Source organism: Prolixibacter sp. NT017 (assembly GCF_009617875.1).
GTDB lineage: Bacteria > Bacteroidota > Bacteroidia > Bacteroidales > Prolixibacteraceae > Prolixibacter.
The window spans coordinates 1,972,171-1,988,249 of the sequence record NZ_BLAV01000001.1 but is presented as its reverse complement, the minus strand read 5'-3'; the positions used below and the strand labels follow the sequence as shown (position 1 = coordinate 1,988,249).

The following is a 16,079-nucleotide window of genomic DNA, read 5'->3' as shown; positions in this document are numbered from 1 at the left end:
CAATTATGTGCTTCCATTGTGATAATCGGTCAAAAATTTAACGAATTAGGCAGACCGTATTGTCTTCGGGATATCTATTAAAACCTTTGGATGAAATGATTACTTTGTTATGAGAATGGCTCTTTTCAGGATCGGAATTATCGTGATTTATTAAAGCAAAAAAGAAAAGGGCAGCTATTATTGCCAAAGCTATGATAATTAGAAAATAGTGTATTTTGCTTTTCAGTTTTCGGGATAAAGAAGAAACGAAGCCGTATCTTTTTTGTATCTCACGCTTCTTGAATTCAAGAGGAGAATAGCCATAATATTCGTGGAAACACTTATTGAAATATGTAGGACTTCCAAAACCTGTCCGGTAAGCAATTTCTGACGCAGTGACGTCTTCGTTTAACAATATCTCCTGTGCTTTTCGCAATCTGATTTCGCGGATGAACTGGCTAATCGTTTGATGTGATAAGGATTTCAGCTTTCGATAGAGTTTGGTATGGCTCATATTCATAGCGCTGGCAAGGTCGTTGACATTAAAATGCTCGTTTGTCAGATTCTCTTCGGTAATTTCTGTCAGTCGTTGAAGGAATATTTGGTTCATATTATGATGATGACCGTTCATACATTCCTTGCACAAAAATTGTAATGGGATAGAAGTTAGCTAATACATCGTTAAATATCAATGTTTTATGAGTATGTATTTTGCTTTTGAAGGAAATAGTGATAAACAGCCGATTAAAAAAAATCGACAAAATCGGCATCCCAATCAGGCAAATAAACCTTACCGAAGGTGTTCACTGAAGATTGTAGTATTCGATGCTTTTTTGAAATTGGTCACTGCGTGAGAATAAAAAAAGCCAGCTTGTAAAACACAAACTGGCTTTTGTTGTCGGGGTGAAAGGATTCGAACCTTCGACCTCGTCGTCCCGAACGACGCGCGCTAACCGGGCTGCGCTACACCCCGAACTTTTTGTCAGGTGACTGATGTCGTTTGACGGCTGCAAATGTAAGGGATTTTCGGTTTTTCGCAATACCTTTTTTCGAAAAAAAAACATGCTATTCCGCACTACATTGATATTGCAGGAAATAGATAACATAAAATTTTCTAATCGGAATATTTGCAAGAAGAAGTCGGTGGTGAGTAAAAGAGCCTGAACCGCTCAGCTAAATTTTTCACGGTAGTAATCTACTTTGAAGTCTTGAAGCGGAGTGGGGGAGTCAACATACTTGTGTTGATTATCTTTCCATATCTGCGTTTGCGCCCAGGCACGGTTGGCCGCTCCCGAAGGAGAGTAAAGAACGGTTAGTTTCACTGGTCTGCCAAATATATGGGGAGAAAGCATCACCTCACGATTTTTTCGAATCTCTTTGGTGATTTTCATCCCCAGGATATCGACATAGAAAAGTTTGAAAGCATTGTTTTTCTGAAACCCGCTGGTAAAGAAGATTTCACGAATTTGAGATTGCCGGATTTGGTCGATTAATTCCCAATTCAACCGGGTAGGAATTAAATCCTGATCCAGCGCCGAATCATTTGTCCGGACACATTCCCGGATGGTATCGCTCATGGCAATTCGATGTTTCTGTAAAAAGTTAAGAATGGAGTTGAGTGTTAGTTCCGGTCCGAAATCATCCGGAAAAGCTTGCTGCAATAGTTTCCATAAACTAAGCCGGTTGCCATAGAAGAAAGGGAGTTGGAATTGCGACTTGTCGTGCGGATGGATGGTACCCACGATCAACTTCTCAGCTTCCGGCTTCACCGGATATTTGTCGAGGTACAAATGTCGCGTTATTCTTTTCATTTCGGTCTTTTGGGGCTTTAGCTGAAGAAGGCAAGGTAGTTAAAATCAATAAAACAGTGACATATTGTATTGTGCACATTTATTGGCTCCATCCTTTCGGAATTATTGGAATTATGCTTAATATTGGAAAGCTTCCGGCCGATGAATTCTCAGGTTCTTTGCTTAATTCATTCAGACTATATGACTAATAAATCTAAAATAACAAACCGATGAAGCGATTTATGTTATTGATTCCCATCATTGCTCTTTTTTCCTGCTCAACGCCCCCGGCCAATGTTGCCGATATTGGCGTGTTCAATCAGGCTACCGACATTGGTAAGGTAAAAATAAAAGGAAGTACGGTTTACAATGCGGAAACGCAAACCTATACCTTAACAGGAAGTGGAACCAACATTTGGGGAACCAGCGATGAATTTCAGTTTGCCCGCAAAAAACTGGGCGGCGATTTCATCATGACCTGTATGGCTCATTTTAAGGGTGAAGGTGTTGATCCACACCGAAAAATGGGATTGATGTTTCGCAGTGATTTAACCGGTGGTTCGGTCTATGCCGACGCTGCAATTCACGGGGATGGGCTTACTTCGCTGCAATATCGCCCCGAAGCAAATGCCGAAACAAAAGAAGTAAAAGCGGAACTTTCTGCTCCTGATGTGATTCAACTGGAACGCCAGGGAGACACAATTATCATGCGGGCAGCGAAATTTGGAAATTTGTTGCAGGAAACCGGCCGCGTTGAGCTGCAATTGCCCGATACGGTATACGCCGGCTTGTTTATTGGCTCCCATAATCCCGATGTGTCGGAAACTGCTGTGTTCGAGAATTTCCGAATTGATGTTCCGGCTGCGGACGGAGTCGACGGATACCAGAATCTTTCGCCTAGCCGTTTGGAATTGTTGGATGTGGAGACAGGTCACCGCAAGGTTATTTATACAACGAATACCCATATCGAAGCACCTAACTGGTCACGTGATGGCAAATTCCTTCTGTATAACTCGGATGGCAAAATCATCAAATTTCCGTTAGATACCCTTAATCCACAGGTTTTAAATACCGGTGTGGCACAGAGTTGCAATAACGACCATGGTATTTCATTTAACGGAACCATGCTGGCCGTTTCCAGTCAGACCGATTTAGGTGACGGAAAATCAGGTTCTATCATATACACTATTCCCATCGAAGGGGGAGACGCTTTCCGGGTAACCGATAAGGCGCCTTCGTACTGGCATGGTTGGTCGCCCGACGGAAAAACACTGGTATACTGCGCCGAACGAAATGGCAATTACGATGTATATAGCATCCCGGCCACCGGCGGAAAAGAAGTCCGTTTGACAACTGCGGAAGGGCTGGATGACGGACCGGAATATTCACCGGATGGAAAATACATCTACTTCAACTCGGTGCGTTCGGGCCTGATGAAAATCTGGCGTATGAAACCGGATGGAAGTGATCAGGAACAGGTGAGTTTTGGTCCGTATAACGATTGGTTTGCACACATTTCACCGGATGGTAAGCGTATGGTATATGTTTCGTATCCACCAACGGTGGCACCGGGCAATCATCCGCACAACAAGCGGGTGATGATCCAGATGCAGGATACAGATAGCAAGGAATCGAAAGTGATTGCTTACCTTTACGGCGGACAAGGTACCATGAACGTGCCTTCGTGGAGTCCCGACGGAAAACGTTTGGCTTTCGTTTCGTTTACTTACGGCGATCCGGAAGAATAATCTTCACGATATTTATTAATGAAGTACCCTGTCCGTGAATAAATCCGGACAGGGTATTTTTGTAGATAGCCCATGAAACAGCATAGTATATTTTCACTCCTTTTTATTGGTTTGTTTTTGAGTATTTGGCCACTGATAAGTGTCGCTCAGAACTCGGATGACGTGAATGCGATAATTAATATTGGCGCCAGTCATTTCCTGCCAGGACAAGCCGTCAAAGTAGACATCAACCTGAATAATCATTCTTCCGGTTTGATTAGAAGCCGGACACAATTGAAGATTGTGAACCAGGGCGGCATGGAGAGTTGGAGTACGTTGTTGCGGATTCCGTTGAAAGCTAACCAGCCTTTCCATATTCCCATGATGGTGAAAGTTCCCGAAGAGGAAGGAAAGTATGTTTTACGTGCCTGTGAAGAGGAAAGTGGTGATAAGCTGTGTGAAGATATTCCTTTCGACGTTTTCAAGCCGGAGAAGTCCCAAAAGATGTCGAAGATTATGGTCTATGTTCCCGAATACGAAACTTCTTTGAAGCAGTTTGTGGAAGAACAGAACATCAAAGCGCCGTCGTTTAGCTGGGGGCAATGCATGCTTTGCTCATACCGGACCTGGCAACGCCTGAAAAACGGTGATTCGGATGTGAGTGCTGAAATAGAACGGGCTTTACGTCGCAACATGTCGGTTATTTTTCTCGATTTTGGGCCGGCAGAAATGCCTGATGTAGATCAGCAGGAGATCGATTTACCGTTCCGGATTTCCGCCTATTTTTCAGGCGAGGCAAAACCGGAAACCAGCTTTTCTATTATTTCGAAGAGCAAGGAGCTTAATTACCATTTGCAAGGTATGGAAAGTGGTAACTGGAACGGATTTGATAAAGTTACTGTTCCTCCGGTGCGCATGTTTCTGAAGGTAAAAGGCGGTACCACAAAGCATCTCATTCAGGCTGGAACCAATCCATACAGATTCCCCGTTGTTTCGATCTCTACCGGCAGAGGTCATGGAAAAGTCATTCTCTCTCAATTATTGACGGACGGGCGGCTGCTCAATCTCGCAGGAAAAATACAAGGGCTGAAAGGTGAATTTCACTATGACCCATTGACGGTGCAGCTGGTGCTGAATCTCATTTCGATGTCAGTTGATAATAGTTTATTGCAGGGAGCCAGCAATTAAGTCATTGCCTAATAGTTAAAATGTTGAGTCATTTCTCCTGAAAAGGAAATAGATAAATGTGCCTACCGGGAAGAGAAAAAGAATGACAATGGCCCAAAAAACGCGGGTATTGTAACGAGGTGTTCTGGTAAGTAAATCTCTGATGGCTGAAATAGTTAAAGTCAGGAAGAACAGAAGGAGTAATATGGCGATTAGGGTAGTCATTTCATTCAGTCGACTTTAACTGTAGCGTAAACAAGCAAAGGAAAGTAAGGTTTGCTTTGGTAAACGTAATGTCGTCACTTCTATCTTATTTATTATCAGTCTTATTAAGCTAAGGGGTATTTTCCTTGCGGAGGCTTGCTTAGCAGAATGTAAACCTGCAAACGTGCTGCGGGGATCATGTTTTTTCCGATTGGAAAAAGGAATGGCGGTGCTGATGTCCAGTGTTAATATGGCCACACAAATCCGGAACAAACGGAGTGTACTTTCCTTTCAGTGAAACGAATTAAAACTTATTCCAGTGAATGATTTCGGAAGCTTCTTTCCGCTTTTTTGTCGGAATAACCTGGCGTTCTACAGGATAACCTACCGGAATTAAAGCAATGGGCTCCAAATGGCTTGGGAGCTCGAAAAAATCAGTTACCTGCGATACGTGAAAATTGCAGACCCAGCAGGTTCCCAGTCCGAGTTCAGTTGCAGCCAGTGTGATATGGTCGACTGCTATCGCGACATCAATATCGGTATGGTCCTTTCCATCTTCCTTTCGGTGCCAGCCCTGATGATGGTCGCCCAGAACAACAATCACAGCGGGAGCCGTGCGGAACCAGTCGCGGTGATACACGGGATAAAATTTCTCGAGAACGTCCTTATCGGTTAGCACGATGAAATGCCAGGGTTGGAAGTTAACAGCTGACGGAGCCATTCGCGCTGCTTCCAGGATAGCTTCCAGCTTTTCTTTTTCAACAGGAGTTGCTGAAAATTTCCTCACAGAATGACGTTGTTCTACCAATTCGATAAATTGCATATCCAGTCGTTTTTGGGCGTGATGTGAACAAATATACAAAGAAAAGTTTCCGTCAGCTATTCCTGACCGTCATGTATCAGGTTGTCTGCATCCGATAATAATTTCATTCGGCGGTAAACTCTAAATAACATATAGATGATAAACGGAACGAAAAGAGCTAAAAGGATCTGATTACCTGACATCAGGATAAAATCGTATAATCCGTGAAAAGTAAAGGGAATTAAAAAAGCATATCCAAGGAAAAGGCGACGGGCCTGAGGATAAAATTTAGCCAGGCTGAGGTGAAATCCCATTAATACGCCAAACATAGCATGAGCCGGAACTGCAGTTAGTGCTCTGGTTAACCCGACAGAAAGTCCATCAGAGCTGCTGAAAACGTAAAGCAGGTTCTCGACTAAGGCAAAGCCCATGGAAACGAATACGGCGTAAACAATCCCGTCGAATCGTTGATTGAACTCCCGGCTGTGCCACACCAATAAGAAAGAAGCAATAAACTTGAATCCTTCTTCGGTAGCTCCGGCTACGACAAATGCCTGGTAAAACGTGTTCCAATAACCGGTGAATAGCGGACCGAACATCATCAATACTCCTTCTACCAATGTAACCGGCAGTACGCTGATAACCCCAAGCAGAAGTCCTCTGGCTAACAGATAGAAAGGCTCTTTCTCGTATTTGTCGCGCCAATAGATGTAAAACAGAATAATGATTACCGGCGCGATGGCCAGAAGTATCAGGTGCATGGCTAAGTTTTAATTGAAAACGGAAAATACGCATAAATGAAAAAAGGACGGCAAAGCTGCCATCCTTTTCTTCTATAATCAAGTCAATCTTTATTGAAATTCGACCTTACAATAATTGATGCCCAGCGCATCGTAGCGTTTCACTTCGTCCTGCATGCGGTTCATGAAATCGTCGTAATTGCGGGTGTCTTTGGGTGACCAAACCACTTCGGCCAGAGCAGCAATCCGTGGGAAAACCATGTATTCAACACGCTCCGGAGTTTTCATGTACTCGGTCCAAACATTTCCCTGGGCGCCCAGAATGTATTTCCCTTCTTCTGCAGACAACTCTTTGGGAATCGGTTCATACTCATAAACCTCTTTAAGCGGAGTGAGACCGCCAATTGCCAAAGGCTGTGTTTTGGGATCGGCCTGGTAGTGGTCGAAGTAGCAGTAGTTCCCGGGGGTCATTACTGCATTATGATGTGCCTGGGCTGCAGCGATACCGCCCTCTTCGCCACGCCACGACATGACCGTTGCATTAGGAGCCAATCCGCCTTCAAGAATTTCGTCCCAACCGATCATCTTTTTGCCATGTTCATTCAGGAATTTTTCGATACGTTGCACGAAATAACTTTGCAGCTCATGCTCGTTCTTCAGTCCTTCCTTTTTCATGCGGGCCTGGCAGTAGGGACACTTCTTCCATTGTGTTTTTGGACATTCATCGCCACCAATGTGGAAATATTCGCCCGGGAACAAAGGCATAACCTCTGAAATAACATCTTCGAGGAATTTGAAGGTGTTTTCCTTTCCGGCACAATATACATCGTCGAAAACGCCCCAGGTTGTTGCTACTTCATAAGGACCACCGGTACATCCCAACTCGGGATACGACGCCAGCGCTGCTAAAGCGTGTCCGGGAAGTTCGATTTCAGGAACGACGGTTACATAACGGGCTTTGGCGTATGCTACCACATCTTTAATCTCATCCTGGGTGTAAAATCCACCGTAAGGTGTTCCATCGTATTCGTTCGATTCGTGGGCATGCCCGATGAGCGTTTCTTTCCGCTTCGAACCAATTTCTGTCAGTTTCGGATATTTCTTGATTTCGATACGCCATCCCTGATCTTCGGTGAGATGCCAGTGAAACACATTCATTTTGTTCATGGCAATGTAATCGATGTACTTTTTCACGAAATCAACCGGCATAAAATGACGGCCAACATCAAGGTGCATGCCTCGCCAGCTGAATCGTGGTGCATCTTCAATTTCAACGGCAGGAAATACAGCTTCCGATAGCTGTTGACGAGAAGGTGGCAACAACTGGATCAGGGTCTGAACGCCATAAAACAGGCCATTCGGCGCAGAAGCCTTCAGCACAATTTGTTTTGGAGTTACCGATAGATTGTAAGCTTCTTTCCCCAGGTTGAGACTTTTGTCGATGCCGATAAAGATCGCTCTCTTTTGTGGCGAGTCCGCTACATCGACAGAGGCCTTTAATCCATAGAAATCGGAAAGATGATCCGTCAGAAACCCTGCAATCTGCTTCAGTTCCGGGTTGTCTTCGTTAACCAGAATAGGCGTTTTCTCATTCAGGACAAACACGCCATCCGCATTGACAACCTTGGCCGGTTCCGGTACAATTTTAACTTCAGACCGCGCGTGTTGTTTGGTTGAACATCCAACCATCGCAGCAAGAATAACCAGCATAAAGAATCCTTTTTTAAGTTTCATCTGTCTGTTGTTTAGTTTCCAGTTTTAATAAATGTGGGATATCATTCGGAAGTTAATACATGTAGGTATTTTGGATTAATGCAAAGGGAGCATTTCATCGTCGTCAGGTTTTGTGTTAGTTGTGGGTTAAAGCTACAAAGAAGATTTTTTATGTCATAATATGTGTGACCAGTTTCAGAAAATATATTGAATGCCAATATTAAGCCGGTTTTAAAAAATAGGAATTTGTCCGATTTTTATGTTGAGATGTTTGCATTTTTGAAATCATGTCCATATGTTTGTCAACACATCATACATATTCTTGGGCAAAGAAGATGTTTGATATTATGAAGAAGAGTGGAGAGATTAGGCTCTGTGAAGCTCTGGCAACCGGAAACATCTATGGTGCCAAAACCTAATCATAATAAACAGCAGAAAAATGAAAAAAGAACAAATCATTACACCAAAATTTATTGCCGAGGTAACCATTTACACCTCTGGATTGATGACTGCTTCTTCTATGATGCCCAACATGACTATGGCCATGCGATAGCCTTCAGGCATATCCGTGCTTGGAGGCATTTCCGACCGGTCCATTCCGGACCATTTATCATCTGAAACATTTTATTTTCTTACACCTTTTATTAAGGATATCTATGCCGAAGATTGTCGTAAAATTCGGCGGATCGAACCTTAAAAGCAAGAGTGACGTACGCCGCGTGGCGAACGTTATCACGAACTACGATGAGCCTCTTGTGGTTGTAGTGTCCGCCTTCTATGGAGTTACCAACTATCTGATTGAATCGTTGGAGAAAGCCCGCCAGAATGAAAAAGTGGCTGGCGAAGTAAGTCGTTTTCTTTTTCAGCTGAAGAAAGAAGCGTTGGAAGAGCACCCGATTGAAAAGGATTTGCTTGAGCGCATAGAGAACCACATCCGGGAATTGCTGGATGAGCTGGAAAATTACCTGCAGGGAATCGCCCTGACAGGCGATGCTTCTCCGGCACTAGAAGATTTGATTCTAGCATTTGGCGAGCGTTTGTCTGCCGTGTTTCTGCAGGGCGTACTCGAAGGTTACGGCGTTGATGCCGCGTATGCGTCGCCCGAAGATATCGGGTTGGTTACGGACGGAGAATTTGGAAGCGCTTCCATTGATTTTCAGAAAGCCACGACGCAGGTAAGAGAAGCCCTTTCGGGAAACCGGATTTATGTGGTTCCCGGATTTTATGGCGTTTCAGATGAAGGAAAAGTGACACTGCTGGGGCGTGGTGGAAGTGATTATTCGGCAGCAGCGCTTGCTCGTTGCGTCGGCGCATCGTCGTTGGATATCTGGAAAGATGTAGATGGCTTTTTAAGCGCCGATCCGAAGCTGGTTGACGAGCCGGTACGAATTGAGCGATTGGCCTACGCAGAAGCAGCAGAATTGGCCTATTTCGGTGCAAAGATTCTGCATCCGCGCACTGTCGAGCCATTGGTCGACCCGCATATTCCTATCCGGGTATTCAATATCTATGGTGATTTGGACGTAGAAAAGCCGCTTTCTATCGTGAACTCTGACCAAACTATTCGCGAAGGTGTAGTGAAGAGTGTCACTTACAGCGATGAATTCGGAGTATTGAAACTAAAAGGTCCCGGAGTCGGATTAAAACCAGGTATTCTGGCTAGAGTAACAACGGCTTTGCATTTGGCTGGTATCAACATCAGTTCCGTTATTACGTCGCAAATCTCCATCAATATTCTTTTAGCTAAAAAAGACTTGCGCAACGCGTATGCGGTTGTTAGTGCTGAGGAGTTGCCCGCTGTTAATGAGTTGTTGATCATCGAGAGAATATCGGTTATCGCAGCTGTTGGCGACGGTTTAATCGATAATTACGGAATTGCGGCACGAATCTTTTCATCCATGGCAAGTAAAGGAATCAATGTTGTGATGAGTTGTTCGGGGGCATCGCCCGTTGTCAGTTATTTTTTGGTCAACCGCGATGACCGTTCCAAAGCGGTGAAGGCCGTTCACCAGGAATTTTTCGAATCAAAATATATTACAGTTTAAAATCATTTCCCGGCCGGGAAATTGACACAATACGACTTGTCGGTGTCATACGAAATAGTGATAAATCAATTATTAATTATAAAAATGAGCATTATGAGTCAGGGAAGTAAACACTTCGAAACATTACAAATTCACGCAGGGCACGAGCCGGATGAATCATCTTTATCGCGGGCTGTGCCCATTTATCAAACCACATCCTACGTTTTCAACGATTCGGAGCATGCCGCCAACTTATTTGGTTTGCAGGAATTCGGGAACATTTATACCCGAATCAATAATCCGACAACGGATGTGTTTGAACAACGCATGGCTGCCCTCGAAGGGGGAGTAGCAGCTCTGGGACTTTCATCCGGGCATGCGGCCCAGTTTGTTACCATTACCACCTTGTTGGAGCAGGGCGATAACTTTGTGACTTCACCGTTCCTTTATGGAGGTTCGTTCAACCAGTTCAAAGTATCGTTGAAAAAACTGGGTATTGATGCGCGATTTACGAAAGATTTGAAACCGGAGAGTTTTGAAGCGTTGATTGATGAAAACACCAAAGCGCTTTATTTCGAAACCATAGGTAATCCTAGCTTTGCCATCCCGGATTTTGAAGCGGTTGCAGCTGTTGCCAAAAAGCACGATATTCCGGTGATTGTCGACAACACCTTTGGCTGCGCCGGAAAGCTGTTCCGCCCGTTGGAGCACGGCGCTAATATAGTTGTTGAATCTGCGACCAAGTGGATTGGAGGCCACGGAACTTCTATCGGTGGAGTGATTGTCGATGGTGGAAATTTCAACTGGAACAACGGCAAGTTCCCCGGGTTGACAGAACCTTCAGAAGGATATCATGGTTTGCGCTACTGGGAAACGTTCCAGAACATTGCGTTCATCATCAAAGCTCGCGTGGAAGCGCTTCGTGATTTTGGACCGGCACTGAGTCCGTTTAACGCATTCCTGCTATTGCAGGGACTAGAAACATTGTCACTTCGGGTCGAGCGTCACGTTGAGAATACGCAGAAACTGGCTAAATGGTTGTCGAATCATCCGCAAGTGGAATCAATTAGCTATCCTGGTTTGGAGAGCCATCCGGACCATGGTTTGGCGAAAAAGTATCTGCCTAACGGTGCCGGTGCTGTGCTTTCATTCATCGTAAAAGGTGGAAAAGAAAAAGCCCGCCAGTTTGTCGACAAACTTGAGTTGGTTAGTCACCTGGCGAATGTGGGTGATGCGAAAACACTCATCATCCAGCCTGCTGCTACAACTCACCAACAGTTGAGTGACGAAGAACAACTGGCAGCAGGAGTATTACCCGCGTTGTTGCGTGTGTCGGTTGGTATCGAACATATCGACGACATCATTGCTGACTTTGAACAGGCGTTCCAGTCACTTTGATTTGGAAGCGGCCGAATAGGAATATATTGCAGGATTCGTTATTTTCGAGTCCTGCAATTTTAACAACAAAAACAGAGTGAAATGCCTTTAAATTTGCCCGATAAACTGCCAGCCATCAAAATGCTCAAGAAAGAGAACATCTTTGTCATGAGCAAGAGCAGGGCTGCGCATCAGGATATCAGGCCGCTTAGAATTGCGATTGTTAACCTGATGCCGCTGAAGGTGAACACAGAGACGGATTTAATCCGACTGCTGTCAAATACTCCTTTGCAGGTAGAAATTGATTTGCTGCAGCTTGGCGGGCATACTCCGAAGCATACTCCGGCGGAGCACATGCAGGCATTTTACCAGCGTTTCGATGCGGTTTCGCAAAACAACTACGACGGTATGATCATTACCGGCGCTCCGGTGGAATTGTTGCCGTTTGAAGAAGTTGATTACTGGAATGAACTGAAAGCAGTAATGGATTGGTCGGTTCATCATGTGACCTCTACTTTGTTTATTTGCTGGGGAGCACAGGCCGGTCTTTATCATTTTTACGGAGTACCGAAGCATCTACTCGAAAAGAAGATGTTCGGTGTTTTTGAGCACACGATGACCAGCAATAAATTGCCGATATTCCGTGGTTTTGACGATATATTTTATGTTCCCCATTCACGGCATACCGAAACCCGCCGGGGGGATATTGAGAAGATTCCTGATTTGAAGATTGTTTCGTCGTCAAAAGAATCAGGCGTGTATATGGTAATGGCGCGCAAAGGGAAGCAGATTTTTGTGACCGGTCACTCCGAATATGCTCGTATCAATCTCGACTTGGAATACAAACGGGATTTGGCCAAGAATTTGCCCATTGAAGTCCCAAAGAATTACTACCCGAACAATGACACCTCAAAAAAGCCGTTGATGTTGTGGCGTGCGCATTCCAACCTGTTGTTTTCCAACTGGCTTAATTACTACGTATACCAGGAAACACCGTTCAACCTGAAGGATATCAAATAACGGTTAATCCTCTTTTCTGGATAGGCTCTTGATTTCTTCGGCGAACTTCTCCGGTCGGCTGATGATCCGCGTATTTCTCGGATGTTTGCGTTTGTAGTGTTGCGCTTCTTTTCCCGTGACAAACAACGTAGACGTGCTCACCCTATGGGAAAAATCTCCCAGAAACTGTTCGAAATCACTTTTAGGCGTCGAAGTTATGATCGCGGTAAAGTAGTAATCGAAGTGGAACGATTCGGCAATGGTAAGAATGTCGGAAAGTGGAACAGACTGTCCCAAATATAGGGTGTGATGCCCGTTTTTCCGCGCCAGGTAATTGTAAAAGAGTAAACTGAATTCGTGATTTTCGCCTTCCGGCAGAAAGAAAATTCCGGAAAGCTTTGCTTTACCATCAGCCTTAGGAAGCTTGTCCGTTTCAATAATTAACTTCTGGCGTAAGAAATTAAACATGAAATGCTCTTGTGCAGGAACAATGCTGTTGGCCTGCCACAAGGCACCAATTTTCTCCATTAAGGGAAATATGTATTGGTAAATAGCCCTTTCTACACCGGCTTCCTGTATCAACGATTCCACTTCCTGCTCCAAACTGTTGATGTCGAGCGAAAGCATATGAAAGATCAACTTCTCAATGCGGTCGTTGGTATCCTCGGGTTTCGAACTGGCCTTCAGTGCATGATTATACAGTTCCTCTTCGGAAAGTGCTGCAATTTTCGAGATTTTAAAGCCACGGTTGACCAGCAGCGAAATGTTGATGATTTTCTTCAAATCATCGTCTGTATATCGACGAATATTGGTATCTGTTCGTTGCGGAATCAGAAGACCGTACCTTTTCTCCCAGATGCGAATGGTATGTGCTTTAATTCCGGAGAGATTCTCCAAATCTTTTATCGTATAAGTTCCAGGCATTGCTTTCAAAATGAGGTTAGGCTAAAGATAAGCATTTTGAATAAAAAGGCCGGAAGAGATTTCCGACCCTTACATTTGATCAACCAAACGTTTATATATTAAGGAACGATAACTTTATCGATAACGTGAATGACGCCGTTTGTGGCTTGCACATCGGTGGCCACTACGTTGATGTCTCCATCGATGGTTACTCCGCTTTCTGCGACAGCAATATCCAGCGACTTGTTCGAATTAAGAGTGGGCACTGAGCCTGATGTGAGTGTGCCGGAGAGTACATTACCGTTTACCGCATGAGCTGTAAGAATCGGAGTCAAATCTTCAGCAGTGAGGTCAGTTGCTCCGGAAATACCCAGCTGGGAATAAAGCGCGTCAAAAGCTGCGTTTACCGGGGCAAAAACCGTATAAACATCGGAACCGTTAAATGCGTCGACGAGATTTGCCTGTGAAAGCGCAGCAACCAGCTGTGAAAATGCGGGATTGGAAACAGCGAAGTCTGCGATTGTCTGAGGCAAAAGAACCTTGTCAATGACGTGTATCACTCCGTTGGTTCCAAATACATCGGTTGCTACCACGTTCGATTGGCCATTCAGCATCACATTTCCATCTATCAGCCGGATGTACAAACTCAAATTGTTATCATTGGCCATTGATAAGGTAGGAACGTATCCTTCTGCTACACTGGCCGCAGGAACGCCTGTTCCGAGAACATGATAAAGCAAAATGGGAGTTAAATCTTCAGCTGTCAGGTCATCAAGGCTTGACAATCCCAAGTCCGACAGAAGCGATGCAAATGCACCGTCAACTGGTGCAAATACGGTAAGATTGTCACCATCTTTCAGTGCATCAACCAAGTTGGCTTTGGTAACAGCAGCAACCAGCGATGAAAAAGAAGAATTCATAACAGCATGGTCAACGACCGTTGGAGGCGTCAGCACTTTATCGACGATGTGAATCACACCATTGCTGGCCTCAATATCAGCTGTTGTTACATTCGAGTATCCATTAATTCGCGTAACATTTCCTTCCGGGAAATATAAACTTACGTAATTGTCCTCGGATGCAGGCAACATGGATGGTGAGTATCCGGCCGATAAATCAGACGACATCACGCGCGAGTTAACTACATGGTAGAGTAGTACATTGGCGAGTACTTCTTTAGGTACTTCACTCAAAGAGGCAAAGTTGTTGTCAGTCAAAAATTGGGCAAACGCTTCGTTAGTAGGTGCAAAAACGGTATAGTTTCCCGATTTGGTGAAAGGATCAACTAAGTCGGCAGCCTGAAGTGCTGCAACGAGGCTACTTAAGTTTTCAGTTCCGATTGCCTTTTCAGCAATGGTTTGTTCCATTTGTGGTTGCTCTACCGTGGTGGTATTATCATCATCGTCTTTACAGGACATAAAGACAAAACCTAAAACCAACATCGTGACTAAAAGTCTTGAAATTTTAATTGTTTTCATAACATGCAGTGTTTGATTAGACGTAAATCGTTTTCATTCTGCATGTAATACGCACAGAGGAATAAAAATGTTTAAGGAATAATGAAAAAAATTAAACAAAAATATATAATATTCTGAAAATCAGTAATTAAAATTTTTATTTATTTCTCGAATTATGTTTTCTAATCCGTTGAATTTGATTTCAAGCATCAACTCAAGCATTTTACCCAATTTTCCTTTCGGGAAACCTTTTTGCTTAAACCAAACCAAATAAGGCTCGGGTAAATCAACCAGCAAACGTTCTTTATATTTTCCAAAAGGCATGCGGGTACGGGCCAGCTCAAGCAGTTCCCGGCGCTGCTGTTCAGAGTTAATTTCCATGGCTTTCATGATGTTTGGGCAATCGGGGCAGGGACCAGTTAAAGCGCACACTTAAAATGCGGATGGCAATGATCACCAGTATCGTCGATAGCACGGTAAATGATTCGGAAAGTGAAGTGAATTTGTACAGAATAATGAAGAGAACTCCACCAGCAAAACAAGCGGTAGCATATATCTCTTTATGAAAAATGAGGGGAATCTCGTTACTGAAAACATCGCGGAGTATGCCACCGGCTACAGCTGAAGCCACGCCCATCATAATAGCCATAGGGATTGGAATTCCAATCATAAGCGCCTTTTCAAGTCCGATGACCGTAAATACACCAATTCCGATGGTATCGAAAAGAAATAACGTTTTTCTGAGCTTTTGGACAAAGTTCCTGAAAAGGATGGTGAAAATAACTGCTGCTACAATGATATAGAAGTAGTTGATGTCCTTCATCCATGATACGGGAGTAATTCCAATCAAAATATCCCGAAGCGTTCCGCCACCAACTGCTGTAACAAAGCCAATAAAAAGGGCCCCAAAGAGATCAAATCGTTTCTGCATAGCAGTATGGGTTCCGCTCACAGCAAATACGAATGTACCGGCTAAATCGAGAAAATTAATCATGGTAAGTTAGTATCAGATGCAACCGCAGACGAATCCGTCGGCCAATCCTTCCAGCAGTTCGTCAACTTTTTGTTTTTCAGCATCTGTATTGTGACAATCCAGACATACGGGTAACATCACCTGGGGATGAATCAGCAGTAGTTTTTCTTCCTCCGATGCCTGACAAACAAAACAGTCTTTAGAGCTTTTATTAGGCATATGGA

16 protein-coding genes, 1 tRNA gene and 1 riboswitch are annotated in these 16,079 nt (G+C 44.1%); of the genes, 5 read left to right on the top strand and 12 right to left on the bottom strand.

Annotation, left to right across the window (positions count from 1 at the left end; all coding sequences use genetic code 11):
- Positions 1-37: 37 nt before the first annotated feature.
- From GJU87_RS08335 to GJU87_RS08325, 3 genes are all read right to left on the bottom strand, one after another.
- Positions 38-589 carry an AraC family transcriptional regulator gene (locus tag GJU87_RS08335; RefSeq protein WP_194831476.1) on the bottom strand — a complete coding sequence of 184 codons (552 nt, stop codon included), beginning with the start codon at positions 587-589 and terminating at the stop codon, positions 38-40.
- Positions 590-877: 288 nt separating this feature from the next.
- A tRNA-Pro gene (locus GJU87_RS08330) sits at positions 878-952 on the bottom strand.
- Positions 953-1,148: 196 nt separating this feature from the next.
- Positions 1,149-1,790, bottom strand: a complete 642-nt coding sequence (locus GJU87_RS08325) for a hypothetical protein (RefSeq protein ID WP_153639098.1) — start codon at positions 1,788-1,790, stop codon at positions 1,149-1,151.
- 209 nt (positions 1,791-1,999) lie between these two features.
- On the opposite strand from GJU87_RS08325, the gene GJU87_RS08320 reads away from it, so the two are divergent.
- Together GJU87_RS08320 and GJU87_RS08315 are read left to right on the top strand one after the other, a co-directional pair.
- Positions 2,000-3,517, top strand: coding sequence for a biopolymer transporter TolR (locus tag GJU87_RS08320; protein WP_228491910.1), 1,518 nt, complete (start codon positions 2,000-2,002; stop codon positions 3,515-3,517).
- A gap of 162 nt (positions 3,518-3,679) precedes the next feature.
- A complete protein-coding gene (locus GJU87_RS08315; RefSeq protein WP_153639097.1) occupies positions 3,680-4,684 on the top strand; it encodes a hypothetical protein in 1,005 nt (334 codons plus the stop codon).
- A gap of 15 nt (positions 4,685-4,699) precedes the next feature.
- On the opposite strand, the gene GJU87_RS08310 is transcribed toward GJU87_RS08315, so the two are convergent.
- The 4 genes from GJU87_RS08310 to GJU87_RS08295 form a co-directional block, all read right to left on the bottom strand.
- Positions 4,700-4,888 (bottom strand): PLDc N-terminal domain-containing protein, encoded by a 189-nt coding sequence (locus GJU87_RS08310; protein WP_153639096.1) that lies wholly within the window; start codon positions 4,886-4,888, stop codon positions 4,700-4,702.
- 283 nt (positions 4,889-5,171) lie between these two features.
- A complete protein-coding gene (locus GJU87_RS08305) occupies positions 5,172-5,690 on the bottom strand; it encodes a nitroreductase family protein (RefSeq protein ID WP_153639095.1) in 519 nt (172 codons plus the stop codon).
- Positions 5,691-5,746: 56 nt separating this feature from the next.
- Positions 5,747-6,430 carry a PrsW family glutamic-type intramembrane protease gene (locus tag GJU87_RS08300; protein ID WP_153639094.1) on the bottom strand — a complete coding sequence of 228 codons (684 nt, stop codon included), beginning with the start codon at positions 6,428-6,430 and terminating at the stop codon, positions 5,747-5,749.
- Positions 6,431-6,520: 90 nt separating this feature from the next.
- Positions 6,521-8,143 (bottom strand): beta-N-acetylhexosaminidase, encoded by a 1,623-nt coding sequence (locus tag GJU87_RS08295; RefSeq protein ID WP_153639093.1) that lies wholly within the window; start codon positions 8,141-8,143, stop codon positions 6,521-6,523.
- 321 nt (positions 8,144-8,464) lie between these two features.
- Positions 8,465-8,550, top strand: a riboswitch (SAM riboswitch).
- A gap of 228 nt (positions 8,551-8,778) precedes the next feature.
- On the opposite strand from GJU87_RS08295, the gene GJU87_RS08290 reads away from it, so the two are divergent.
- The 3 genes from GJU87_RS08290 (at position 8,779) to metA (ending at position 12,543) form a co-directional block, all read left to right on the top strand.
- Positions 8,779-10,167: an aspartate kinase gene (locus GJU87_RS08290; protein WP_153639092.1), complete on the top strand. Its 1,389-nt coding sequence runs from the start codon at positions 8,779-8,781 to the stop codon at positions 10,165-10,167.
- A gap of 93 nt (positions 10,168-10,260) precedes the next feature.
- On the top strand, positions 10,261-11,544 hold the full coding sequence (locus GJU87_RS08285) for an O-acetylhomoserine aminocarboxypropyltransferase/cysteine synthase family protein (protein WP_153639091.1): 1,284 nt from the start codon (positions 10,261-10,263) through the stop codon (positions 11,542-11,544).
- Between the two features lie 81 nt (positions 11,545-11,625).
- Positions 11,626-12,543: a homoserine O-succinyltransferase gene (metA, locus tag GJU87_RS08280; RefSeq protein WP_153639090.1), complete on the top strand. Its 918-nt coding sequence runs from the start codon at positions 11,626-11,628 to the stop codon at positions 12,541-12,543.
- Between the two features lie 3 nt (positions 12,544-12,546).
- On the opposite strand, the gene GJU87_RS08275 is transcribed toward metA, so the two are convergent.
- From GJU87_RS08275 to GJU87_RS08255, 5 genes are all read right to left on the bottom strand, one after another.
- On the bottom strand, positions 12,547-13,446 hold the full coding sequence (locus GJU87_RS08275) for a MerR family transcriptional regulator (RefSeq protein ID WP_153639089.1): 900 nt from the start codon (positions 13,444-13,446) through the stop codon (positions 12,547-12,549).
- Between the two features lie 98 nt (positions 13,447-13,544).
- Entirely contained in the window at positions 13,545-14,903 is a 1,359-nt protein-coding gene (locus GJU87_RS08270) for a fasciclin domain-containing protein (RefSeq protein WP_153639088.1), read from the bottom strand.
- A gap of 120 nt (positions 14,904-15,023) precedes the next feature.
- A complete protein-coding gene (locus GJU87_RS08265) occupies positions 15,024-15,272 on the bottom strand; it encodes a DUF3820 family protein (RefSeq protein WP_228491909.1) in 249 nt (82 codons plus the stop codon).
- Positions 15,253-15,876: a trimeric intracellular cation channel family protein gene (locus GJU87_RS08260; RefSeq protein WP_153639087.1), complete on the bottom strand. Its 624-nt coding sequence runs from the start codon at positions 15,874-15,876 to the stop codon at positions 15,253-15,255. Before GJU87_RS08260 ends, GJU87_RS08265 begins: the two co-directional genes overlap by 20 nt.
- A gap of 12 nt (positions 15,877-15,888) precedes the next feature.
- Entirely contained in the window at positions 15,889-16,074 is a 186-nt protein-coding gene (locus GJU87_RS08255) for a hypothetical protein (protein WP_153639086.1), read from the bottom strand.
- Between the last annotated feature and the right edge of the window lie 5 nt (positions 16,075-16,079).

Excerpts from the sequence above, each read along its gene's own strand:
- GJU87_RS08300 (WP_153639094.1), bottom strand. The coding sequence starts at position 6,430 with ATGCACCTGATACTTCTGGCCATCGCGCCGGTAATCATTATTCTGTTT.
- GJU87_RS08265 (WP_228491909.1), bottom strand. The coding sequence starts at position 15,272 with ATGAAAGCCATGGAAATTAACTCTGAACAGCAGCGCCGGGAACTGCTT.
- GJU87_RS08305 (WP_153639095.1), bottom strand. The coding sequence starts at position 5,690 with ATGCAATTTATCGAATTGGTAGAACAACGTCATTCTGTGAGGAAATTT.
- GJU87_RS08270 (WP_153639088.1), bottom strand. The coding sequence starts at position 14,903 with ATGAAAACAATTAAAATTTCAAGACTTTTAGTCACGATGTTGGTTTTA.
- GJU87_RS08295 (WP_153639093.1), bottom strand. The coding sequence starts at position 8,143 with ATGAAACTTAAAAAAGGATTCTTTATGCTGGTTATTCTTGCTGCGATG.
- GJU87_RS08310 (WP_153639096.1), bottom strand. The coding sequence starts at position 4,888 with ATGACTACCCTAATCGCCATATTACTCCTTCTGTTCTTCCTGACTTTA.
- GJU87_RS08320 (WP_228491910.1), top strand. The coding sequence starts at position 2,000 with ATGAAGCGATTTATGTTATTGATTCCCATCATTGCTCTTTTTTCCTGC.
- GJU87_RS08275 (WP_153639089.1), bottom strand. The coding sequence starts at position 13,446 with ATGCCTGGAACTTATACGATAAAAGATTTGGAGAATCTCTCCGGAATT.
- GJU87_RS08260 (WP_153639087.1), bottom strand. The coding sequence starts at position 15,876 with ATGATTAATTTTCTCGATTTAGCCGGTACATTCGTATTTGCTGTGAGC.
- GJU87_RS08285 (WP_153639091.1), top strand. The coding sequence starts at position 10,261 with ATGAGTCAGGGAAGTAAACACTTCGAAACATTACAAATTCACGCAGGG.
- GJU87_RS08335 (WP_194831476.1), bottom strand. The coding sequence starts at position 589 with ATGAACCAAATATTCCTTCAACGACTGACAGAAATTACCGAAGAGAAT.
- metA (WP_153639090.1), top strand. The coding sequence starts at position 11,626 with ATGCCTTTAAATTTGCCCGATAAACTGCCAGCCATCAAAATGCTCAAG.
- GJU87_RS08255 (WP_153639086.1), bottom strand. The coding sequence starts at position 16,074 with ATGCCTAATAAAAGCTCTAAAGACTGTTTTGTTTGTCAGGCATCGGAG.
- GJU87_RS08290 (WP_153639092.1), top strand. The coding sequence starts at position 8,779 with ATGCCGAAGATTGTCGTAAAATTCGGCGGATCGAACCTTAAAAGCAAG.
- GJU87_RS08325 (WP_153639098.1), bottom strand. The coding sequence starts at position 1,790 with ATGAAAAGAATAACGCGACATTTGTACCTCGACAAATATCCGGTGAAG.